Annotated in this window: 16 protein-coding genes, 1 tRNA gene and 1 pseudogene; 10 read left to right on the plus strand and 8 right to left on the minus strand. The window is 59.6% G+C overall.

Going from position 1 to position 20664, the window contains the following annotated elements:
• Positions 1–75: 75 nt before the first annotated feature.
• Positions 76–1554, plus strand: coding sequence for an acetate metabolism transcriptional regulator RamB (ramB, locus tag IM764_RS04985; RefSeq protein ID WP_194187112.1), 1479 nt, complete (start codon positions 76–78; stop codon positions 1552–1554).
• Between the two features lie 87 nt (positions 1555–1641).
• Here the strand turns inward: ramB and lpdA are convergent, their stop codons facing one another.
• Positions 1642–3066, minus strand: coding sequence for a dihydrolipoyl dehydrogenase (gene lpdA, locus IM764_RS04990; RefSeq protein WP_194187113.1), 1425 nt, complete (start codon positions 3064–3066; stop codon positions 1642–1644).
• Positions 3067–3196: 130 nt separating this feature from the next.
• Positions 3197–3352, minus strand: a complete 156-nt coding sequence (locus tag IM764_RS04995) for a hypothetical protein (protein WP_194187114.1) — start codon at positions 3350–3352, stop codon at positions 3197–3199.
• A gap of 404 nt (positions 3353–3756) precedes the next feature.
• Between IM764_RS04995 and IM764_RS05000 the strand changes: the two genes are divergently transcribed.
• The 3 genes from IM764_RS05000 (at position 3757) to IM764_RS05010 (ending at position 8000) form a co-directional block, all read left to right on the plus strand.
• Positions 3757–5094 carry an alpha/beta hydrolase family protein gene (locus tag IM764_RS05000; protein WP_194187115.1) on the plus strand — a complete coding sequence of 446 codons (1338 nt, stop codon included), beginning with the start codon at positions 3757–3759 and terminating at the stop codon, positions 5092–5094.
• A gap of 115 nt (positions 5095–5209) precedes the next feature.
• Positions 5210–6751 carry a M1 family metallopeptidase gene (locus IM764_RS05005; protein WP_194187116.1) on the plus strand — a complete coding sequence of 514 codons (1542 nt, stop codon included), beginning with the start codon at positions 5210–5212 and terminating at the stop codon, positions 6749–6751.
• Between the two features lie 25 nt (positions 6752–6776).
• The gene (locus tag IM764_RS05010; protein ID WP_194187117.1) at positions 6777–8000 is read left to right on the plus strand and encodes a hypothetical protein; all 1224 of its coding nucleotides are present in this window, start codon (positions 6777–6779) and stop codon (positions 7998–8000) included.
• Here the strand turns inward: IM764_RS05010 and IM764_RS05015 are convergent.
• Entirely contained in the window at positions 7997–9205 is a 1209-nt protein-coding gene (locus IM764_RS05015; RefSeq protein WP_228073339.1) for an MFS transporter, read from the minus strand. The genes IM764_RS05010 and IM764_RS05015 overlap by 4 nt on opposite strands.
• Before the next feature lie 100 nt (positions 9206–9305).
• Between IM764_RS05015 and IM764_RS05020 the strand changes: the two genes are divergently transcribed.
• Together IM764_RS05020 and IM764_RS05025 are read left to right on the plus strand one after the other, a co-directional pair.
• Entirely contained in the window at positions 9306–11381 is a 2076-nt protein-coding gene (locus IM764_RS05020) for an acyl-CoA dehydrogenase family protein (RefSeq protein WP_099298383.1), read from the plus strand.
• 152 nt (positions 11382–11533) lie between these two features.
• Positions 11534–11749 carry a PspC domain-containing protein gene (locus IM764_RS05025; protein ID WP_099298384.1) on the plus strand — a complete coding sequence of 72 codons (216 nt, stop codon included), beginning with the start codon at positions 11534–11536 and terminating at the stop codon, positions 11747–11749.
• Positions 11750–11778: 29 nt separating this feature from the next.
• Here IM764_RS05025 and IM764_RS05030 read toward each other — a convergent pair whose 3' ends face one another.
• Positions 11779–13863, minus strand: a complete 2085-nt coding sequence (locus tag IM764_RS05030) for an NADPH-dependent 2,4-dienoyl-CoA reductase (protein WP_194187119.1) — start codon at positions 13861–13863, stop codon at positions 11779–11781.
• Positions 13864–13903: 40 nt separating this feature from the next.
• Between IM764_RS05030 and IM764_RS05035 the strand changes: the two genes are divergently transcribed.
• On the plus strand, positions 13904–14044 hold the full coding sequence (locus IM764_RS05035) for a hypothetical protein (protein WP_194187120.1): 141 nt from the start codon (positions 13904–13906) through the stop codon (positions 14042–14044).
• A 30-nt stretch (positions 14045–14074) separates the two neighbouring features.
• A complete protein-coding gene (locus IM764_RS05040; protein WP_194187121.1) occupies positions 14075–14242 on the plus strand; it encodes a hypothetical protein in 168 nt (55 codons plus the stop codon).
• A 103-nt stretch (positions 14243–14345) separates the two neighbouring features.
• Here the strand turns inward: IM764_RS05040 and IM764_RS05045 are convergent, their stop codons facing one another.
• From IM764_RS05045 to IM764_RS05060, 3 genes and pseudogenes are all read right to left on the minus strand, one after another.
• On the minus strand, positions 14346–15227 hold the full coding sequence (locus IM764_RS05045) for a PRC and DUF2382 domain-containing protein (protein ID WP_194187122.1): 882 nt from the start codon (positions 15225–15227) through the stop codon (positions 14346–14348).
• 357 nt (positions 15228–15584) lie between these two features.
• Positions 15585–16813: pseudogene (locus IM764_RS10540) on the minus strand (glycosyltransferase 87 family protein).
• A gap of 191 nt (positions 16814–17004) precedes the next feature.
• Positions 17005–17077 (minus strand) — tRNA-Thr (locus IM764_RS05060).
• Positions 17078–17195: 118 nt separating this feature from the next.
• Between IM764_RS05060 and IM764_RS05065 the strand changes: the two genes are divergently transcribed.
• Positions 17196–17807, plus strand: coding sequence for a DUF421 domain-containing protein (locus IM764_RS05065; RefSeq protein ID WP_194187125.1), 612 nt, complete (start codon positions 17196–17198; stop codon positions 17805–17807).
• Positions 17808–17815: 8 nt separating this feature from the next.
• On the opposite strand, the gene IM764_RS05070 is transcribed toward IM764_RS05065, so the two are convergent.
• Positions 17816–19027 (minus strand): DNA polymerase III subunit delta', encoded by a 1212-nt coding sequence (locus IM764_RS05070; protein ID WP_234990822.1) that lies wholly within the window; start codon positions 19025–19027, stop codon positions 17816–17818.
• 51 nt (positions 19028–19078) lie between these two features.
• Here IM764_RS05070 and IM764_RS05075 point away from each other — a divergent pair, with 51 nt between their 5' ends.
• Positions 19079–20611, plus strand: a complete 1533-nt coding sequence (locus tag IM764_RS05075) for an adenylate/guanylate cyclase domain-containing protein (protein WP_194187126.1) — start codon at positions 19079–19081, stop codon at positions 20609–20611.
• Positions 20612–20664 lie beyond the last annotated feature (53 nt).

The following is a 20664-nucleotide window of genomic DNA, read 5'->3' on the forward strand; positions in this document are numbered from 1 at the left end:
GCCCGAAATACCTGGCAAATTCTCTCACAGAGATTCGGTTACGCAAGTGCCCCACCTAAAGATACTGTTAGCTTCATGAGCTCCGAGCATCCTGACACTGACCGCACCTTCGTGGGGTCTCGTCTACGACAGCTGCGAAAGGAACGGGATATCTCCCAGGCGCAGCTCGCTCAGACCCTGCACCTTTCGGCCAGCTACGTCAATCAGATCGAGCACGACGTGCGACCCCTGACCGTCAAAGTCTTGGAGCGCATCACCGAGGCTTTCGGCGTAGACGCCACCTTCTTCGCCGCAGAAGACTCCACTCGCCTGCTCGCGGAGCTGCAAGACGTGGTCATGGACCGAGAAATCTGTCCCGCCCCGCTCGACGTGGTGGAGCTGGCATCCTTGGTGCGCAACCACCCGTCAGTCGCTCGCGCCATGGTGGACATGCACTCGCGCTACCGCAACGTCTCGGACAAACTCACGCTGGCTACAGAGGAACGCATCCAGGGTTCTGCAGTGATGTCCATTACCCCGCGTGGCGAGCTGTTCGGCCGAGCCTCTGGCCCCGAGGTATTCAGCATGCCGCACGAGGAGGTCCGCGATTATTTCTATTCGCGCCAGAATTACGTCGACGTCCTAGACGTGCAGGCCGAGAAACTCTCACACACCCTCCAGCTGGGCAATCATCAGATCCGTCACACGGAGGACATCCTCGCCAACCGCCTGCAAAGCGAACACAGCATCCCCGTGGTTTACTCTCCTAATTTGGGCGATACTCAGCACACCTTCGACCAGCAGACGCGCAAGATCTACGTGTCCTCGAAGATGCGCCCCGGTCAGATCGCATTCCGCCTCGCCACGGAACTGGCCTACCTCGAAGCCGGGGACACCATCTCCTCGCTCGTAGAACTTGGCCACTTCACGTCAGAGAGCTCGCAGGCACTAGCTTCCCGCGGTCTCGCCACCTACTGGGCCGCAGCACTGCTGCTGCCCTACGGTATGTTCCACGCCTCAGCAGAAGAATCCCGCTATGACCTAGAATTCCTCATGCGCGACTACGGCGTGGGCTACGAAACGGTCTGCCACCGCCTGTCCACCCTCCAGCGCCCCAGCCTGCGCGGCATTCCCTGGACATTCGTGCGCGTGGACCGCGCAGGCAACATGTCCAAGCGGCAATCCGCCTCCGGTCTGCACCTGTCCCACTCCGGCGGTACGTGCCCGCTGTGGAACGTCTACGAGACCTTCTCCTACCCCGGCAAGATCATGCGGCAGATGGCGCAGATGCCAGATGGCCGCAGCTATCTCTGGATCGCGCGCACCGTCAACCACCACCGCTCCGCGTGGGGCCAGCCCGGCAAGATGTTCGCCATCGGACTGGGCTGCGAGCTCAAGCACGCCTCCCGCACCGTCTACGCAGATGGCCTCGACCTCGCAGATCCCAACGCCGCCACCCCAATCGGCTCCGGTTGTCGCATGTGCCCCAGAGACAACTGCCCCCAGCGAGCATTCCCGCCGATCCACCGCCCCATCACTGTGGATGCGCATAGCTCAACGGTGTCGCCTTACTAGTCCGCACAGAGATTGGCGTCGAAAAGAAAAAGAAACCGGGCCCACCTGCCACGATAAGCAGATAGACCCGGCCTAGCACCGCGAAGGTTACAGGTTGATCATGTGACCTTCGATGCCCTCGGCAGCTTCCTTCATCGCCTCGGACAGCGTTGGGTGCGTGTGCACGTTGCGGCCGATCTCACCGGCGGTGAGGTCGAAACGCTGCGCGAGAGTCAGCTCTGGGAGCAACTCGGAGACATCAGGTCCCACGAGGTGTCCACCGATGAGCTCGCCGTACTCGGCATCCGCGATGAGCTTCACGAAGCCTACGCCGTGACCCAAGCCAGCAGCCTTGCCGTTGGCGGAGAATGGGAAGGAAGAGACCTTGATCTTGCGGCCTTCCTCCTCTGCCTTCTTCTTGGCCTGCTCCTCGGTATAACCGAAGGATGCCACCTGCGGGGAGCAGAACGTTGCGCGAGGCATGTTCATGTAATCGCCCAACAGCTGAGTTTCCGCACCAGCCATGACCTCGGCAGCAACCACGCCCTGCGCCTCGGCCACGTGGGCCAGCTGCAACTTGGCGGTGACATCGCCGATGGCGTAGATGCCATCAACGTTGGTGCGCATGTGGTCATCGATATCGATGGCGCCTCGCTCGGTGAGCTTCACGCCCGTGTTCTCCAGGCCAAAGCCCTCCACACGAGGGGCAAAGCCGATGGACACCATCACGCGGTCAGCCTTGAGGGTTTCGGACTTCTTGCCGTCTGCAGACTCGATGTCTACCTCGACGCCCTTGCCCTCGCCGTTGTCACGAACCTCGGTGGTCTTGTAACCGGTCTTGAGCTTCACGCCCAGCTTCTTGTACTGCTTGGCGATCTCCTTGGAGACGTCCTTGTCCTCGTTAGGCAGAACGCGATCCATGAACTCGACGATGGTGATATCTACGCCGAAGTTAGCCAGCACGTAGGCAAACTCCATGCCGATGGCGCCGGCACCAATGATCACCATGGAATCTGGCTTGTCGGCATTCAGGATCTGCTCTTCGTAAGACACGATGTTTCCGCCCAATTCCACACCAGGAATGGAGCGGACCACGGAACCGGTAGCGATGATGCAGTTGTCAAAGGTGATGGTCTTGCCAGCATCATCACCATCGGAAACCTCAATGGTCTTGGCATCCTTGAAGGATCCCTTGCCGTTGATCTCCTGAATCTTGTTCTTCTTCATCAGGTAGTGGACGCCCTTGACGATGCCGTCCGAAACCTTGCGGGAACGCTGGTGAGCCACCCCAAAGTCCATGGAGATGTTTTCACCCGTGATGCCATAGGTCTTAGCCTCACGAGTGATGGTGTGAGACAGCTCCGCGTTACGAATCAGTGCCTTAGAGGGGATACAACCAACGTTGAGGCACACACCACCCCAGTATTGCTTCTCGATAACGGCGGTTTTCAGGCCCAGCTGGGAGGCACGAATTGCCGCCACATATCCGCCGGGTCCTGCTCCGAGTACTACTAGATCATAATGTTCAGCCACGATGCCCAAGGATACGCGCCTAAAACATGACTGTCTCCCCACCCATAAACAAGTAGGTAGGGAGACAGGGGAACTACATAGTTAAGGTGGCGCTCTCCTAGGGCATCAACCCTGGAGAGCAGCTTGGGGACTACCCCAAGAAGGGCTGAATCAGCGTCAGAGTATCGACGAAGATTCCGCTTCCGAAGGTCTTAAAATCCCTGGTGAGGCTAGAGAGGGAATCGGTTGAGATGAGGAACTCTTCATTAAGGAAGGACTCAGGCAGGCTGTTGATCAGTGAGGTCATGGTTTTCTCCAGTGAAGGGCGAATGAACAGAGAAGAAAGTGAGAATGCTTTCTCGATCAGCTGAACAAACAAACAAAGAAAACTGATAGAAAAGCAACAATCGCTCATATTTTGGCAGACTTTCCTGTGTTGCGCACCTCCAACACATAAGGAATTTTCCCACCGCAACCAGGTTTTGCAGGTGACGTTGAGCGAGCTGACAGTTTCTTGCCAACTTGCCTTACTTTTTCCCTACGGACACTGTAATGTCCCATTTTGTTATGGCCTTATTCCCGCCAGCAGCTTGAAACAAGGGGCAGCCGCCTTCGGTTGAAAGCTCCGTTTTGGCGAGAGTGGCCGTTTACTTTCCATCGAAGATGCACCACGCGTGTTGATTCGGTTTACAACTTTCCAAAGGTTCTGAAATGAAGCGCACCATCTTCCGCGCCACTGCCGCAGCCATGGCGGTACTGGCACCCGTGACCGCCACTACTCTTGTCGCTCCAGCCGCGCAGGCCGCGGATGCCGCCGCACCTCTAGAGGTCAAGGCAACTCCCGTCACCTACCAGAACGGTGCGGGTGAGGATGTCACGTACACGGATTACACCGGTGCTACGCCGAACCAGCCAGCCACCAAGACTCAGTGGCGCTCCATCATCCAGGATTACAACCGCGCTGGCTATGACAACGTGCGCGAGGTGTGGGCATGGTCTGAGGCCATGCAGCGCAACATTCCTCTGGTTCTGATCCAGCCTCTGGCCAAGGAGAAGCGCACGAACGCTCCTACCTTGTACCTCATGAACGGCGCTGACGGCGGCGAAGGCCGCGCAAACTGGTTGGCACAGACGGACGTTATCGAGTTCTGGGGCGGCAACGAGGGCAAGCGCCCGGACCAGAAGAAGTCTCGCAACAACCCCAACGGCCCACTGACCTCCCCAGGCATCGGCGCCAACATCGTCATTCCTATGGCTGGCGCATTCTCCTACTACACGGACTGGAACAGCGAAGTTCCTGCACTGCAGGGTGACGGACAGGGTCCTCAGAAGTGGGAAACCTTCATGACCAAGGAACTGCCTGCTGCAATGGAGGGCTTCCAGCAGGATGGCGCCACCATCGCTAGCGGTGTCAAGGCAGTTGCCGGCATGTCCATGACCGGCACCACCTCTCTGCTCTACGCAGAGCACAACCCTGACATGTACAACGCTGTGGGCTCTTTCTCCGGCTGTGCAGAGACCATCAGCCCAATGGGCTCCACCTTCGTCAATGTCACGCTCAACCGCGGCGGCGCGAACATCGATCAGATGTGGGGTGGCCTGAACATGGACACCGCTCGCTACAACGATGCGCTGCTGAACGCAGAGAAGCTGCGCGGACAGCAGAACGTCTACGTATCCAACGGCACCGGACTGGCCGGTCGCCATGACCTGCCAAGCTCCCCTCGCGTCAACGGCAACCTGTCCGCTTCCGGCCAGGTCATCGTGGAAGGCGGCATCATCGAGGGCGCTACCAACGCATGTACCCACAACTTGGCTAACCGCACCAACCAGTTGGGTATCAACACCATCAACTACAACTTCCGCCCACAGGGCACCCACCAGTGGGGCTACTGGCAGGATGACACCCGCGACTTCTGGAATGACCTGGTCACCGGCCTGGGCACCGGCGCAGTGCAGCCGGACAGCGCTAATGATCCGTACCACTACGTCAACGGCGGCTCCGGCTCTTCCGCAGATCTGCCTGACTTCGCTCCGCTGAGCAACTAAACGCACAGCAACTAGAAGCTGAGCAACTAGCTCAACACGTTCCATCACAAAGGGGAATAACCGCCAATTGGCAGGTTATTCCCCTTTGCGTATGCCCAGCTAGTAGGGTGCATGTGTGAGTAAATCAAGGCCGTTGCGCAGTACCCCGATCGATGGAGCTCGCGACCCGTACACGGGCGTGGACTACAACTTGGGATTCCATATCCACTCGTATGACTTGGATCTGGATTACAACGCCGGTCCCAACCACCTCAATGCCACCGCCGTGCTAGCCATTGAGAACTACCGCGAGCTAAAGACTCTGACCGTGGATCTGGCCAGCAGCCTGCGCGTATCTCGCGTGACCCTGACCGGGCACGGACAAGCCTCCACCCAGCCCGAACTGCTGGAAATCCGCCGCTACCGCCACAGTGGCAACAAGCTGCACGTGACCTTCGTCAACGAGCTTCCTGCGGATCTAGTCTTCGATCTGACCGTGAAGTACTCCGGCAATCCCCGTCCTCTGCGCTCCCCATGGGGCGAAGTGGGATGGGAAGAAACGGACGAAGGCGCCCTCGTCGCTGGCCAACCCAATGGCGCTCCCAGCTGGTTCCCCTGCGATGACACTCCGGATGAAAAGGCTCGTTACCGCACCCGCATCACCACGCATCGTGATGTCACCGCCGTGGCCACGGGCGATCTAGTCAGCGAAAAGGCGTCAGGTGTCAAGATCACACGCGAGTTCGTGGTGGACTACCCCATGTCCACTTATCTGGCAGCGGTCTACATCGGCCCTTTTACGCACGAGGATCTCCGCCCCGCCACCGTGGGTCGTAAGGAGGTTCCGGTGGGCGCTTGGTTGCCTTCGGGAACCCCGGAGGCAAAGCAGGTTCGCGAGCGTTTCCACCATGATTTCCGCGCGCAGTCGGAGATGGTCGAGGCGTATAGCCAGATGTTCGGCGCCTATCCCTTCCCCGCCTACGAGGTGGTGGTGACCTCCGAGGAGATGGAAATCCCTCTGGAGGCCCAGGCCATGAGTATGTTCGGTTGCAACCACGCGGATGGCAACGGCACGTGGGAGCGATTGATCGCCCACGAGTTGTCCCACCAGTGGTTCGGCAACTCTGTGGGCCTGGTGGAATGGCGCGATATTTGGCTCAACGAAGGCTTTGCTTGTTATGCGGAGTGGCTCTGGTTTGAGCATTCGCAGCAGATCCCGGCGGCTCATCACGCGTGGGTGCACTATCGCAAGCTGCTGCAGAAGCCGCAGGATCTCCTGCTCGCGGACCCTGGCACTGCGGATATGTTCGATGACCGCGTGTACAAGCGCGGCGCGTTGACGGTGCATGCGTTGCGCATGATGCTGGGCGATAAGGCCTTCTTCCCTCTGGTCGAGCGCTGGACCACCGAGCACAAGATGGGCTTGGTGGAAACGCGCGATCTGGAGAATCTGGTGGCCAGCGTGCTGGTGGAGCATCGTTTGTGTGCCTCCGCCGAGGAGGCCTCGGAGCGTACGAGTGCTTTCTTCGACGCCTGGCTCCGGGCCTATGAACTCCCCGATTTCCCGCTGCCTTCCCCCGACGTGCAGACCAACGGTTCTGCCGAAGCTGCGCCTCTGAATCTCACCGACGCTGACTTTGCCGCTCTCCCCGCGGGTACCAGCGTGGATGACGAGTAGCACCTCGTAGTACACCACTTTTGCCATGCGCTCTTTGACCTTTGCCACGATCGCCGTTGCCCTCGCGGGCTATGCGGTGATTTTGGTGGCGGCTCGGGGGCTCTCAGCCTCTGACTATGAAGCGTTCATGGTCTATTGGGGTCTGTTCTTCGCGGTAACGGGGCTGCTGGACGGCTTGCTTCAAGAAACCGCGCGAGCCGTCACGGCGCAACGGACGAACCCCACAAGCCATAAGCGGATTCACGCGATTCCTTTTCGTCTGACGTCCGTTTTTGCACTCGTCACCGGCCTGCTCGCCGCTGCTTCCGCACCGTGGTGGGCTCCTGTGGTCAGCCCGGACTTAGAGGTATGGGGCGCTGTCCTGTTTGTGTTGGGGCTGGTGGCCTATGCCTTCCAGGCCACCGTGTGTGGGCTGATTTCCGCCGCGCACAAGTGGTCCACGTTCGCGTGGCTGATCACCATTGACTCGGTGATCCGCCTGGCTCTGGCCGTCTGGGCATGGATGGTGGGATGGGAACTGCTGTCGTTTCTCATCGTTACGGTGATCGGCGCGCTCACGTGGCTGGCCATTCTTTTCGTCTCGCCCGCCACCCGTTCTTTGCTTTCTGATCGTGCCGACGTCACTGCTGGCTCTTTTATTAATCGCAGCCTCAAGGCCATGATCGCCAGCGGGGCCAACGCGATGATCATCACCGGTTTCCCGGTGTTGCTGAAGTTCACTGCGGGCGCGGACATCGCCGCTGGGGCTTTGGCCGCAACCATCACTGCGGTCACGCTGACTCGTGCACCGATCCTAGTGCCGATGCAACGCTTCCAACCAGCACTGATTGTGCACTTCACGAAGAACCGCGATCGAGTGGTTCGTGCAGCTACGCTTCCGATGTTGGCTGTGGTGGCTATCGCGCTTATTGGTGGCGTGGCCGCATACCTGGTGGGCCAGCCTCTGATGAACCTGTTCTTCCCCGCAGATCTGGTGGTATCCCCTGGGGCCCTGGCGATTCTGACTGTGGCATCAGGCTCTACTGCCCTGCTAATGATCAGCGGTTCGGCGGCTCTGTCCTCGGACAAGCACACGCTTTACGTCATGGGCTGGATCGTGGCCACGTGCGCCACCGTGGCTCTGTTGACCGTGAATGGTTCACCAGAGGTGCGCTCAGCACTGGGCTTGGGTATTGGACCCTTGATCGGTGTGGCGGTGCAGATGAGCGTGTTGTGGGCGAGTGGGCGTCGGAAAGAAAACCACATCTAGGCGCTGGGAGCCGGCAGGAAACGGCGAGAAAACACCGTGACCACCACCAAAGAAATCACGGCCATCACCGCGCCGAATCCCAACATCATCGGGTACGTGAACCACTCGTTGAGGCGAGTGAGAATCATCGGAAAGAAAAAGCCGATGTAGGTCACCGCGTAGTAGACGGCGGTTAGTCCACCGAGGTCATTGGGACCGGCAATGTGCTGCACCTCGCCGAGACAAGAAACCATGCACATACCAAAGCCCAGGCCCAGAATCAGCGAGCTCAGCACGACCTTCCACATGACCACATCGGTGGCGGTCCACGTGGCCAACGTCATGCCCACGATGGTCAGAACCAAGCCCACCTGTTGGCCCTTGGCGCTGTACGCATTGTCCAGCAGATGATTGAACTGCTGGATCGTAAAGCCCAGCATGAGGGCCACGGCCGTGACGATCGCGGAAAACGCAATGGGGAAGCTGACATCGTCCTGCACCAAGCTCGGCATGATGGCGTAAGACACTCCCGCACAACCGAAGACCCACGGCGCGGCAGGAATCACTGCCAACAGGAAACGCGGATTCTTCACGCTCGGGATGCGCAGATCGCTCCAGAAAGAGCCCTTGACCCGCAGATGCGCGGACTGGCGAGTCTCCGGCACGGTCAGCATGCCAATCACCGCCGCCACCGAAACCAGTGCGTGCACCACATAAGGAATCTGGCCAGGATGAGGACCCCATTCTGCCAGCAACCCGGCGATCAGCGCGCCTAGAGCAAAACCGCCAGTCATGGACATGGTGGAACGCTTGGCACCTGAACCTTCCTGGACAGAAGAATCAAAAGCCGGCGTGGACAACTCCTTGATCCAGGAGCCACCAGCAGTCATGGCCATGCCGATAGAAATGCCTGAAAGCACGCGACCCGCGAAAATCAACGGCTCGCTGGCCTCACCCAGGGCGATCAGCACGCTAGCCAGCAAACCCACGATGGGCGCGGGCAGCATGACCACCTTGCGCCCATAACGGTCCGAGAGCGGACCGGCCAGCAGCAGGGATACCGCGATGCCCACGGCGTAGGAAGCCAACAACGAATCGACGAACACCGGAGAGAACGTGGACTCTCCACGGTAGAACACCATCATGGGAGTGAACTCGTTGCCGCCCCAGGCAACGGCCACCACGGCAAAGGCAACTAGCTTCCAGGAATTGTCCACTCTAGGCATGAGGGACATAGTAGACCTTTGCCACGACATGCAATCTAGACAGTATTAAGTTTCTATAGCTTCCGTGCTTTAGGGTGCACATGTGGATAACATGGGGTATATGTCACAAGAAAACTCTGATGTAACGCAGACTACTGCTGAAACTTCCAAGGGAACGCCTGCTCCAGAAACGCTGTCGAACACTCCAGATCCTGATCTGGCTAAGGAAGTTGCCCGTGACTTCCAGTTCGTTCTCGACGGCGAATTCCCCGAGACTCGCGACAAGATTCGCGAGATGCTCAACGTCGAGGAGATGCTCCCCTCCTTCGGCTTGTCTCTGGAAGAGTCTCGCGCCAACATCACCGGCAAGCTCCAACAAGTCATGGAGTCCGGCCTGCCTCGCGGAGTCTTTAAGGAAGAGCAGGGTGGCACCGGAGAAACCGGCCCTTCCCTGACCTCCATCGAGATGCTGGGTCACGTTGACCTCTCCCTGATGGTCAAGGCCGGCGTGCAGTGGGGACTGTTCGGTGGCGCCGTGGGCAACCTCGGCACCGAGCGTCACCAGCAGATGGTGACCGACCTGATGAACTTGGATGCCCTCGGCTGTTTCGCCATGACCGAGCGCGGACACGGCTCCGACGTGCAGTCTTTGGAGACCACCGCTCATTACGACCCAGAGACCAAGGAGTTCATCCTGAACTCCCCTACGGCCTCCTCTGAGAAGTTCTACATCGGCAACGCTGCTCGCGATGGCCGTTGGGCAGCCGTGTTCTGCCAGCTCTACACCAAGGATTCCGAGGAATCTAAGGGCGTGCACTGCATCCTGGCCCGTATCCGAGAAGACGACGGATCCCCCGTAGAGGGCGTGCGCATTGGCGACCACGGCTTCAAGGGTGGCCTGGCCGGTGTGGATAACGGCACCATGATGTTCGATAACTACCGCGTGCCTCACGAGGCTCTGCTGAACCGCTTCGCCGATGTGGATGAAGAGGGCAACTACTCCTCTCCTATCGAGAACTCGAACCGTCGCTTCTTCACCATGCTGGGCGCACTGGTTCGTGGTCGCGTGACCGTGGGTGCTGCTGCCGGATCCGCCGCTCGCACCGCACTGGACATCGCCACGACCTACGCCAACCTGCGTCGCCAGTTCGCGTCTGACGATTCTTTACCAGAAAATAAGCTCATCGAACACCGCAAGCACCGCCTGCGCTTGATCCCAGCAATCGCGAAGTCCTACGGTTTGCAGCTGGCGACGAACAAGCTGATCTCTCGCGTTCACGAGCTGGATCAGTTGGGTATCGACCCAACCAACATGAGTGACAAGGAGCAGGCTGACCAGCGCGAGCTCGAGGCTCACGCCGCTGCTCTGAAGGCCGCAAACACCCGCCATGCCACGGACACTATCCAGGACATGCGCGAGGCCTGCGGTGGCGCCGGCTACATGGCAGAGAACTACTTGACCACGCTCAAGGGCGACTCTGACGTCTTCACCACCTTCGAGGGTGACAACATCGTCATGATGCAGCTGGCTGCCAAGGAGCTCATGACGGGCTTCGCCCGTGAGCTCGGCGGCCTCAAGCCAATGGAAATGGTGATGTTCGGTCTGGACAGCTTCAGCTCCCTGCTGCGCCGCCGTACCGCTGCGGACAAGCTCATCCAGAACCTGCAGGACACCTTCACCAACTCCGAAGAGACTTCCCTGTTCGACCCCGCATACCAGGTCAAGCTGCTCTCTGAGCGCGAGGACAACCTCATGATGTCCCTAGCTCGTCGCCTGCGCCAGGCCCGTGATCTGTCCGTGGAAGAAGCTGCCAAGGTTGTGGATCAAGCCCAGGATCACCTGCTGGCTGTTGCCGAGGCGCACGTGGATCGCATCGTCTTCGAGGCCATCCTGGACGGCGAATCTCACCTGCGCACCAAGCAGGGCGCGAAGGTCTTCGAGCAGATCCGCGACGTGTACTTCCTGTCCACCCTGCTGGAGAACGCCTCCTGGTACCTGGAGCAGAACATGCTCACGGGCACCCGCACCAAGGCAGCCCGCGCAGCGCTGAACGACCTCGTGGATTCTCTGGGTCCATGGTCGCAGACGCTGGTGGATGCCTTCGGCGTTCCTTCCCTGATGCGCGACACGATGCTGCTGGAGGACTACGACGAGATGGTTCCTCTGTGCGAGCGTCGGCCAGCAGGTTCCGCTTAAGGCCTAGGCCTCCGCTTCTCTAAATAGGAAGAACCCTGAAAAGCACCCTGAATGTTGCTTTTCAGGGTTCTTCTTTGCCTCAATCGGCCTAGCGTTGAGGAAGTATCGCAGCACTCAACGCAGAAACCTCCCCAACGAGAAGGAGACACCCCATGACCAACTACTACGCTTCCCAGTCCCCCGCCCCGCGCGGAAAGCTCCGCCGCAACACCCACAACCGGTGGATCGCCGGAGTCTGCTCCGGCTTGGCAGATTTCACCGGCCTGTCCCCCAACATGATGCGTCTGCTGTTTGTGCTTTCCTGCTTGCTGCCCGGGCCTCAGTTCATTTTCTACATCGTCGCGTGGATTGCCATCCCACGCGCCTAAAAGGAACTCGGCCAGGGCAGGTGAGGCGCCTAGCCCATCGCCCGGGCCGTGAGCTCCTTCTGCAACTTCAGGTGCCACGGCAGTGACTCCGGCGTGGGAGCCCCGTCCTGTGGCTCTAGCGCAGCAACGGCTTCAGTAGCTTGGCGGATGGCGCGCTTGGCGTCGAGCTCTGCGGCCACATCGGCACCGCCCACAATGCGGGCTTCAATACCTGCGGCCTGGACCTGGTCGAACAAGGTACGAACAGATTCCTGACCCGTGCACAGCACGATGGTGTCCACGTCCAGCACCTTGCTTTCGCCCTGGTGAGTGATGTGCAGGCCGGCATCGTCGATCTTGTCGTAGGTCACGCCCGTCCACTGATTCACGCCCTTGGCCTTGATGGACGCGCGGTGCACCCAGCCGGTGGTCTTGTTCAGGCCGCGGCCAATGTGGGAGGTCTTGCGCTGCATCAGGTGAATCTCCCGGCGAGCCTTATCCACCTCAGGCTTGGTCACGCCACCGCGCTTGTCACCGTCCACGCCCCATTCCCGCTGCCATTCTTCAAGGTCCAGCGTGGGCGACTTGTCGTAGGCCAGGAACTCCGAAACGTCCACACCAATTCCGCCCGCGCCGATCACCGCCACCTTGTCACCGGCAGTCTTTTCTCCGCTGAGCAGCTGCGCGTAGGTCACCACCTTGTCATGCTCAATGCCCTCGATGCCTGGCACACGTGGTGCCACGCCCGTGGCAATGATGACCTCCTCAAACCCGCGCAGCGCATCCACGTCGGCTCGGGTATTGAGCTCCAGCTTGATGCCGAGCTCTTCGATGCGGGTCTTGAAGTAGCGGATGGTCTGGCGGAATTCCTCCTTGCCGGGGATCTCCATGGCCAACGCAAACTGTCCACCAATGTGATCTTGGGACTCAAACAACGTCACGTCGAAGTTGCGCTCACCTGCAGAGACAGCAGCGGCTAGGCCTGCGGGACCAGCTCCTACTACGGCGACGCGGCGTCGGGAAGGAGAAGGCAACAACACCAACGAACGCTCATGGCACGCACGCGGGTTGACCAAACAGGACGCTCGCTTGTTTTCAAACGTGTGATCCAGACATGCCTGGTTGCAGGCGATGCAGGTATTGATAGCATCCGCGCGCCCTTCGACGGCCTTTGTGACGAAGTCCGGGTCTGCAAGGAACGGACGCGCCATCGAAATGAGGTCGGCCTTGTCGTTGGCGATCAAGTCCTCGCCCGTCTGCGGGTCGTTGATTCGGTTCGACGCCACCACGGGGATATTCACGCTCTTGCGCACTTCGGCGGTGAATTCCGCGAAAGCTGCGCGGGGAACGCTGGTAACGATAGTGGGAACGCGAGCCTCATGCCAGCCGATTCCGGTGTTGATGATGGTGGCGCCAGCGTCCTGCACTTCACCGGCGAGAGCCAGGATTTCCTCCGGAGTCTGGCCTTCGGGAACGAGGTCGATCATGGACAGACGGAACACGATGATGAAGTTTTCGCCCACAGCATCACGGACGGCCTTGACCACCTCGCGGGCGAAACGGCGGCGGTTTTCCGGGGTGCCGCCCCACTTGTCAGTGCGCTTGTTGGTGCGCGGTGCGAGGAACTGATTGATCAGGTAGCCCTCGGAGCCCATGATCTCCACTCCGTCATAGCCAGCCTCTTGAGCCAGCTTGGCAGATTTGGCGTACTTGGAAATCTCCCGCTCAATGGCCTTTTCGGACAGCTCGCGTGGCTTGAATGGGTTGATGGGGGCCTGGATAGCCGAAGGCGCGACGTTCCACGGTGCGTATGCGTAACGACCAGTGTGCAGCAACTGGAGAGCGATCTTTCCGCCCTTTTCGTGCACTGCATCAGTGATGACGCGGTGGGCGCGTGCCTGGCGCTTGTTGGTCATCGTTGAACCAAAAGGCTTCACGACACCGCTGAACGAAGGTGAATAACCACCCGTAATCATCAGGCCAGCAGAAGCTCGGGCGGCAAAGAATGCTGCCTGATCTTCCACATAGTGCAGGCTATCTTCCAACCCGGTGTGCATGGATCCCATGATCACGCGGTTTTTCAGAGTGGTGAAGCCGAGATCTAGCGGCTCGAGCAGATGCGGGTAGTCAACCATGTGAACCAGAATATCGGTTGTTGAGACATCTAGTGGCAGATTGTCGCGAAACCTTAAGCGCGCAGAAGCTTTCGGGGCTGCCGCACTGACCGCCGTCTCCCTGTCCGTTGCCGGAGCTGGCACCGCAGGGGCGGGCGCATTCCACGGTCGTTACACCGAACAGGAGTGCTACACCCAATAACCAGGCAAGGCATATTTTGAGCTTGGCACGTTGCGCTACAGCGAGACGATCGGAAACTGCAGCTTCCTCAAGACCGGCGACGCATACCGAGGAGCCAGCTCACCTAACGTGATAGTCATCGCCAAGGTCACTTACCCCAACGGTGTGAACGCTGTGGCCTACACGGAAGATCCAACTGGTCTCTACCCCACGCGCTAAAACCTAGCGGATCCTGCGGGGTTCACACAGCGAAAAGCCACCGACCAAACTTCTGGTCAGTGGCTTTTACTGTGCCTAGCGAATTCCTAAAGATCTTCGAGATCTAGCGACGATCGCTATCGATGTCTGCGTCGGTCTCGATCTGCTCCTTGGCAAGGGTCTCGGTGTGGCGCTCGGTCTCGGTGACCTGGTCCTTCTCGAGGGAAACCTTCTCCACTGGAACGGTGCGCTTGTTGACGTCCACGCGCTCTTCGTTCAGAACGACGGATGCCTCGTCCTCGCCGATTTCGCCGCGGAAGTTCTCTGCATCTGCTTCAGAGATAGGGGTGCGCTCCACGCGGACCTCTTCGCGAGTGACAGGAACCTCGACGGTCTCCTTGTCCTCGACGACGTACTTGCGCAGACGAGCCTTGCCGGTCTGAACCTGCTCCTTCTCTACGTCGAGCTGCTCTTCGGAACGCACGATGGAGTTGTCATCTGCAGCGCGGTCCGTCTCTACGCGGTCACGATCCAGGTCGGCGCGGTCGCGGTCAGTCTCAACGCGATCGCGGTCCAGGTCTGCACGGTCGCGATCGGCAGCGGCGGTGGTACCAGCCACGCCCGCAGCCTCAGTGGTTCCAGCGTGACGCTCATCGCGACGGTCGTCAGCGACGTACTCGTTCTGGTCCTGAGCACCGGCGATACCGTAGTGCTCGAAGATGCGATTCTGCTCTTCAGGAGTCAGGCCCTCGTCAGCATTGACGTCCGGAGCATCCTTGATACGGTCCTTCGAGAACGCCAGCTGCAGGTCTTCGCCCTGAAGACGGTGTCCCTTCAGAGGAACCAGGCTGGAGGACATTCCGAAGAGGCCGTGCTTGACCTCTACGAAGGTTGGCTGACCGGAGTGGTCATCGACGAAAACTTCTCGAACGTCGCCCAGCTTCTCACCGTTGCTGTCAAAAGCGGTGGTGTTGAAGAGGTCGCGAATGTTGTTCTGAGTAGTCATGCTAAATCCCCTTTCTGCGGGAGAGTCGTTTGTTGGCCGTCGTCACCTGAGAGTTGCGCTTTAATTCAAGCCCTGCATCTCAACAACGCGGTGATCTCGAGCCTACGAATCCTCCCTGCTCAAGTCACAAATTCAGTAAATGAAATGGGCATTATTTACCCATTCGTTGGCAGTTACCCCCTTAGGTGCCTAATCTCACAAAATGCGCTCCACCTACATTTTTCTCCGATTGCAACCCTGCGTTTTTATGCTTTCTTTGCAGCTTTGCAGCTAATTCCGGATACAAATGACAGGAAACTGCCAGATTAAATTCACCTAAAGTTCACTTCTGTACTTGGAAGATCGTTCAAAAGTTGCTCACTTCGCGGTTGAAAACTCGCGGTCTTCTGTTTCATCCCGTTGTTCTTTCCTATGCCAAGAAACGATCATCATCACGAGAGCAAACAGCCCGTACCCCACAACAATTGCCACCCCCTCCAAGATGAAGCTCTGCCTCCACAGGAAGATGTCCGAGCGATTAGGATGTGCCCAACCAAACGAGGCCATTACGTATTTGCTGTAGAACGGGATCATCGTTACTCCGATGAAACCCACCGCCAGCAGCGCTCCCAACTGTGAAAACAGCCATCCCCCCACGCCGTCCCAGCCCTGCTTGACCCGCAGCTTCTCCCATTTCTCGTTGATGAAACATGCAACGCACACGCACAGTGGAACCAGCCACACCCAATGGTGGAACCACGAAAACGGGGAAATTAGCACTGCCGTGAGTCCGGACAAAGCCATGGCAAAGGACTTGTTCCCCTGTTGCAGACTGCGCCGCACTCCCACCACGCAAAAGAAAACAACAATCCCAACAGCACACAGCCACAGCCCATTCGAGCCACCGCCGAGTTCCCTGAACAACACAGCCTTGATGGACTGATCTCCCGGATTGCTTTCCGCGCCAATGCGCTCGGAATGAAAGACAGAGTCGGTCCAGAATCTCTTGGCGTCGGGCACATAGATAAACCCCACAATCACCGTGCCGATGAACGTCAACACGCTCACGATCAATGCGCGCCAATTGCGCTCCAACAGGAAATTCAGACCGAAAAACGCCGGTGTGAGCTTCAGTCCAGCTGCCACACCCACACCCACACCCGCCCACGGTGCTTGGCGGGGAGCAGGTCGAGGGTCACCAACAGCATCAGGAAGAGGTTGATCTGACCGTAATAGAAGGTCCCCTTGATGGGATCGAGTGTGATCGACGCAAACGCGATGCCCGTTCCAATCGCCACCACTGGAACAGAAAATTCCACCTTCCGCTCGGCGAAAACGGCAAAGACCACGGCAAGCAGAGCCAGCACGCTCAAAAGCTGCCACACGGTTGCGGCAGTCACCAGCGGCCAGCGCGTGAGGAAGGAAAATACCGCAGCAGAAAATGGTGGGTATGTGAAGGGGAGATTACCGATAAAGGGAGCATCGTAGAGCTCCCGACCTGCGATAATTTCCTGCCCAGCCTGGTAATAAATGTCGAAATCTAGTGGCGGGCGCGCTCCCCACACGCGGTTGTTCGGGGCGTAACTTTCCACCTGAAACAGCCACATCAATACGGCACTGAGAGCCACAAGCCACGTTGTTTTACCACGCCACAGCACCGGCGTTCATCTCCTCACACTGCGCGCGTACAGGTGTCCGCGCAAGGAACAGATAAAACATTACGCCCAAAGGAAAAACCTCCACCCGATTACATCCGGATGGAGGTGAACTTCTTTTCTGCGAATTAAACGCCACACGGAGCCGCTTGCGAGAATCGAACTCGCGACCTTTTCATTACGAGTGAAACGCTCTGCCGACTGAGCTAAAGCGGCGCGCATCACGGGTACCCGAGATACAAGCGGCTATGTTACTCGACCCGCCCGTCCACTCACAAAACAGGCCCTTACCTGCATTGGACTAAAGGGCCACTGGGCACGGATACTGGTAGTCATGTTTGCACGCTCAGCCTGGACCCCGCCGGAAGGTTGGGCGCATGCCCTCACTGAGGCTTTGGGGATAGAGCTCTGGCGAATCCCCATCGTCATCCTTTCCGCCATGGGCATCTACCTGGCTTTCCTGGTGTTCGTCCGCTTCTTCGGCCCGCGCATCTTGGGGAAATTGGCCAGCTTCGATGCGGTGGTCATCATCATGTTCGGCGCCGTGGCGGGCCGTGTGATCATCGGCCACCCTCCTACGCTGGCCGCTGGAGCGATCGGTCTATTCACACTGATGTGTATGGAAGCTGCATTCGGTTCCGTTCAACATCTCCGCATGCTGCGACACACGCTCACGGGCTATCCCATCGTGTTAGTTGCCCACGGCGAGCTCATTCCCAATGCCATGCACAAAGCGCACATCACCCGCGTAGAGATCATCACCGCGGCGCGCAGGGCGGGCCTCGCCCGGCTCAGCCAGGCCAAATGCGTGATTCTGGAGCCCACGGGAAACCTCTCCGTCATCCGTGAAGGCACTCCCATGGAGCCGGAACTTCTAGAAGGCGTGATCGGCAAGGAGCTCATTCAGACCGATGAGCGCACCGAACGCACCGAGCGCAGCGAATAACCAGCCGCTCACACCACTCCGCAACACTCCCGCAGCCGTCCTGCCATGGCATCCAGCGCCACTTCCGGCCGCACGTTCAGCTTCAATGTCTCCCGGCACTCCGTCACCGCATCAATGCAGCGCACCATGGCCTCGCCCGAGTTCCTCCGCGCTAACTCGCGTGAGGTCGCGGCCATGTCCGGGTGCTGGAATCCGCCGATGGGCACACCGTCACCATCCACAGCCCCGGCAGAGATCATCATCGCGTCCCGATACAGCCCCGCTACGTCGATCAACGCCAAGTCCAGGCTGTCCCGCATCATGCGCTTGCGTCGCGCATCCTGCTCTTTCTCCAAGGCCTTGACCTGCCCGGCCGCTCCGCGCTGCGCCTTCGCCACTCCCCGGCCCTTCGACCCCATGCCCAGGGATGCCTCCAGCTCCGCCAGTTCGCGCTCGTCCCGCTCGGTCATCGAGGATGCTGCCTCGGCGGTAGCCTGCGCCACCAGCTCCGCAGTAAAGCGGTACACAGCACCAGGCTCGTAAACCATCTGCGGAAGCTTCAGCGCCGTGGCGCGCTTCGACCGCGAGGTCTCGTCTTGCGCTAACCGGCGCGCCCGCCCAATATGCCCGCCGGACACGCCAGCAGCCCAGGAAGCTTGTTCGGCGGATAGGCCCAGGGTGGCGTCGGAAAGAAGAACCCGCTCCACCTCTTGCCGGGAGGGCGTGGGCACGTAGATATGACGGCAACGAGACCGCAAAGTAATCGCGATATCGGAAGGATCCGTGGACGGGGTACACAGCAGAAACACGGTGTGCCGCGGCGGCTCCTCCACGGACTTCAACAGGGCGTTCGCACCAGACTCGTTGAGGCGATCCGCATCCTCGATGACCACCACACGCCACTGCGCCACGCCCGGCAACTTAGCCGCCTCCAGCACCACCTCGCGGACCTCGTGCACCGGAATCACCGATCCCGTGGTGGAGACCCACAAAATGTCCGGATGGGAACCGGCTGCAGCGCTCCGACACTGCTCACACTCCCCACAACCTCCGTTTGGGCACATCAAAGCGGTGGCAAACGCCTTGGCTGCCACGGAACGCCCAGACCCAGGAGGCCCGGTAAACAGCCACGAATGAGTCATAGCCGTGGGGTCTTCCACCGCGGCAAGCAACGCGGCACGCACCGATTCTGCGGTGACCTGCCGGAGGACCTTCGGAGTACGAGGCGCTGTTTCATTCACAACTCATCAGTCTATATACCCCGCAGACAGCGCTCAGTTAGGCTGTTATGCATGACTCAGTTCCTCCGCTACCTCGCATGGGCCGGCAAGACCGCTTGGCCCTTGTACGCAGCGTCGGTTCTGACCACCAACGTGATCGGTGCGCTGGGCGTGGCCACGTTCTTGCGCTTTTTGATTCCTCTCGACGAAGCGCAGGCGCTGACCAACCCGGACACCATCACGGCAGCTCTGTATTTGGGCTACTTCTTGTTCGCGATCATCGCGGGCATCACCGCCACACTCATTTTCTTCGCGCCGGTGCTGCGATGGCAGCGCTCGCCGAAAGCCTATGACCCCAACATGGTGCGGGATCTGGTGCTGCGCATTCCTGCGTTGCAGACGGTGACCGGCGCCGTGTTGTGGAGCATCGGTGTGGTGGTCTTTACGCTGGTCGCGCTGCAGGATTCCACCCGGTGGGCGGTGGCTGTGGGCGTGACTGCGCTGATGGGCGGCCTGCTGGTGTGCCTGATGACGTACATGGAGGCCGAGCGCCTGGTGCGTCCTGTGGCTGCGCGCGCCCTGCAGCGTGGGGCGCCGGGGCATTCGCATCTGACACCCATGTCCCGCCGCCTGCTAGTGACGTGGATCCTGACCTCTGCGGTGCCTGTTGTGGGTATTTTGTTGTTGCTGTTTGCGGAGTCTGTGGATTTTTTTCCTGGCGACGCCAACTCCTTAATTCCCGCGCTGACCGCCCTGGCTCTAACGATGTTGCTGACCGGGTATGCGGGCACGCGGCTGTTTTCCATGGCGGTGGTGGATCCCATCCGCGAGCTGCAATACGCCATCAATCGGGTGCGCCGTGGCGAGAACGATACGACCGTGCGGATCTATGACTCCTCCGAGATCGGCGTTCTGCAGGCCGGTTTCAACGAGATGATGCGCGGGCTGCGGGAGCGCCAGCGCGTCTCTGACCTGTTCGGCCGCTACGTGGGCACGGAGGTGGCGCAGCGGGCGCTGGAGGAAAAGCCCGAGCTAGGTGGCGAGTCCCGCTATGTGGCGGTGCTGTTTGTGGACGTGATTGGTTCCACCGGCTTCGCCACGGAGCGCGATCCTGAGTACGTGGTCAAGGCGCTCAATGAGTTCTTCGACCGCGTGGTGGAGGGTGTGCACCGGAACAAGGGCATCATCAACAAGTTTGAGGGCGATGCAGCGCTGGCTGTGTTTGGCGCTCCGCTGCCCTTGGATGACGTTGCCGGGCACGCCCTTGCCGCAGCGCGCGAATTGCACGAGGAGCTCAAGGACCTGGAGTTCGAGGCGGGCATTGGCGTGGCAGCTGGCTCTGTGGTGGCCGGTCACATCGGCGCCCGCGACCGCTTTGAATACACGGTGATCGGGGACGCGGTAAACCAGGCAGCGCGCCTGACCGACTTGGCCAAAAAGACCCCGGGCCGCGTGCTCACCAGTGCTGCGACCGTGAAGCAGGCCAACGAGGCCGAGCAAGCCCGTTGGGCCATGCTGAAGTCCGTGGAGTTGCGTGGACGCCGCCAGATGACCCAGATCGCCCGCCCCGTGCGCAAGACTCTCGCGGAGGCTGAGGGCTCCTAGCCCTATTTAACCGCTTTACCGGAAGAAGTTTCACCCCTTCAGCGGCTCTCCGG

Source organism: Corynebacterium sp. ED61 (assembly GCF_015233855.1).
GTDB classification, from domain to species: Bacteria; Actinomycetota; Actinomycetes; order Mycobacteriales; family Mycobacteriaceae; genus Corynebacterium; species Corynebacterium dentalis.

Excerpts from the sequence above, each read along its gene's own strand:
- IM764_RS05030 (WP_194187119.1), bottom strand. The coding sequence starts at position 13,863 with ATGGTTGACTACCCGCATCTGCTCGAGCCGCTAGATCTCGGCTTCACC.
- IM764_RS05025 (WP_099298384.1), top strand. The coding sequence starts at position 11,534 with ATGACCAACTACTACGCTTCCCAGTCCCCCGCCCCGCGCGGAAAGCTC.
- IM764_RS04995 (WP_194187114.1), bottom strand. The coding sequence starts at position 3,352 with ATGACCTCACTGATCAACAGCCTGCCTGAGTCCTTCCTTAATGAAGAG.
- IM764_RS05010 (WP_194187117.1), top strand. The coding sequence starts at position 6,777 with ATGCGCTCTTTGACCTTTGCCACGATCGCCGTTGCCCTCGCGGGCTAT.
- IM764_RS05015 (WP_228073339.1), bottom strand. The coding sequence starts at position 9,205 with ATGCCTAGAGTGGACAATTCCTGGAAGCTAGTTGCCTTTGCCGTGGTG.
- IM764_RS05045 (WP_194187122.1), bottom strand. The coding sequence starts at position 15,227 with ATGACTACTCAGAACAACATTCGCGACCTCTTCAACACCACCGCTTTT.
- IM764_RS05075 (WP_194187126.1), top strand. The coding sequence starts at position 19,079 with ATGACTCAGTTCCTCCGCTACCTCGCATGGGCCGGCAAGACCGCTTGG.
- ramB (WP_194187112.1), top strand. The coding sequence starts at position 76 with ATGAGCTCCGAGCATCCTGACACTGACCGCACCTTCGTGGGGTCTCGT.
- IM764_RS05020 (WP_099298383.1), top strand. The coding sequence starts at position 9,306 with ATGTCACAAGAAAACTCTGATGTAACGCAGACTACTGCTGAAACTTCC.
- IM764_RS05065 (WP_194187125.1), top strand. The coding sequence starts at position 17,196 with ATGTTTGCACGCTCAGCCTGGACCCCGCCGGAAGGTTGGGCGCATGCC.
- IM764_RS05000 (WP_194187115.1), top strand. The coding sequence starts at position 3,757 with ATGAAGCGCACCATCTTCCGCGCCACTGCCGCAGCCATGGCGGTACTG.